General features: G+C 43.9%; 4 protein-coding genes. 2 read left to right on the top strand and 2 right to left on the bottom strand.

The window, feature by feature from the left end; translation table 11 throughout:
* Together rpmA and rplU are read right to left on the bottom strand one after the other, a co-directional pair.
* Positions 1-218: 50S ribosomal protein L27 (gene rpmA, locus Q0394_RS00230; RefSeq protein ID WP_298944866.1), on the bottom strand; the 218-nt coding region annotated here is incomplete at its 3' end.
* A gap of 10 nt (positions 219-228) precedes the next feature.
* Positions 229-537, bottom strand: a complete 309-nt coding sequence (gene rplU, locus Q0394_RS00225) for a 50S ribosomal protein L21 (protein ID WP_040303368.1) — start codon at positions 535-537, stop codon at positions 229-231.
* 219 nt (positions 538-756) lie between these two features.
* Between rplU and Q0394_RS00220 the strand changes: the two genes are divergently transcribed.
* Positions 757-1,185, top strand: a complete 429-nt coding sequence (locus Q0394_RS00220) for a hypothetical protein (RefSeq protein ID WP_040303372.1) — start codon at positions 757-759, stop codon at positions 1,183-1,185.
* Positions 1,186-1,343: 158 nt separating this feature from the next.
* Positions 1,344-1,613 (top strand): DUF411 domain-containing protein (locus tag Q0394_RS00215; protein ID WP_298944865.1); only part of this gene is annotated, 270 nt, incomplete at its 3' end.

Genomic DNA, 1,613 nt, shown 5'->3' with positions numbered 1-1,613 from the left:
TCTTTTCGCTCAAATTTTACGACGCCGTCGATCAGCGCGAAAATCGTGTGATCGCTGCCCATGCCTACGTTGCAGCCTGGGTGCGTCGCAGTGCCGCGCTGGCGGATGATGATGTTGCCCGCGCGCACAAACTCGCCACCGAATTTTTTAACACCCAAGCGGCGTCCGATACTATCTCTATTATTTTGGGTTGAACCTTGACCTTTTTTGTGTGCCATTTCCTATCCTTTATGCGTTAATCGAAACGACTTTGACGCGGGTATATTGGCGTCTGAAGCCGCGTTTTACTTTTGAATCTTTGCGTCTGCGTTTTTTGAAGATAACGACTTTTTTATCCTTGCCTTCGCAAACGACCTCCAAAACCACCTTGGCACCCTTTACGAACGGTGCTCCTACCTTTAACTCGCCGTCGTTTAGCGCTAAAACTTCGCTAAGCTCGAGCTTTGCTTTCGGCTCAGCATTAAAATGGTCTAAATTTAGGTAGTTGCCCTCTTCGACCTTATACTGCTTGCCGCCGTGTTTGATGATAGCATACATCAAAAATCCTTTAAAATTTGGTAGCCAAAAAGGCATTTGCCGTGCAAAATTTAAAAGCCCGTTTGGTATTAAACTTTGAATATTATCCGAAATTTTATAAATTCCTACTGAAACGCCTCGCAAAATTCCTACGAAATTTCAAATTTCAAGGGCTCGGATTTATTTTAAACTAAAGATAAATGTGCTACTATCGCAACGAAATTTTTGAAGGAGAATTTTATGAGAAATTTAATAGCTGCGCTCGTAGCAGCGGTATTTTTTATCGGTTGTTCCAACTGGAATATATCCAACGAACCAAGCGGAGTACGCAATCAAACAAAATCCCAAAGCAGCAAAACAAATATCGGCGGCGTAAATGATAAAGTCCAAGAGGTCTCCACCGCAGGCACCACTGATATGGTCGAAACGACCTTGCCCGATAGCACGGGTATGACTAATGCGCCGAAAGACCGCAGCGATGCATTTCATATCAATCAAGTAATTTCTGCATGGAATAAACAGCCAGACTCCATCAAAACAACCGAAGACAATGGCAACATCTACACCTGGAAAAACTATAAGCCAGGCTGCGACGTATCACTTACCAGCGACTCGGAAGGCTACGTATCAAAATCCGCTATCAAATCAGCACTGTCTCAGTGCCTATAACCAACTTATCCGCGACGCCGAAATTTTAAAATTTCGTAAAATTTCGGCTTACGAGCGGGTCTGCTTCGTCAAATTTAATCTTAGAGTTATATGGTTCGCTCTTAAAAATTTACTATACGTATTGTATAATCGAGGACTTTTAATCACTGGAGTAAAATATGAAGAAAATTTTATTTGTAGGTGCGCTTTTAGCGGCATTAGGTAGCTATGCGGCGGCGAGCGAACATGTCAAGGTCTATCACGGCGAGAGTTGCGGCTGTTGTCACAACTGGGCAAAATACATGGAGCAAAACGGATTTGAAGTCGAGATGATTTCGCTGGCTGACGAGCCGCTTATCCAGAAGAAGAATGAGCTCAAACTTCCGCTAGAGCTCGCTAGCTGCCACACCGCGATCATAGACGGATATGTAGTCGAAGGGCATATGCCA

The sequence above is a fragment of the uncultured Campylobacter sp. genome, assembly GCF_938039205.1.
Classification (GTDB): Bacteria; Campylobacterota; Campylobacteria; order Campylobacterales; family Campylobacteraceae; genus Campylobacter_A.
The sequence above is the reverse complement of the archived record's forward strand: the minus strand, read 5'-3'. Positions and strand labels throughout refer to the sequence as shown.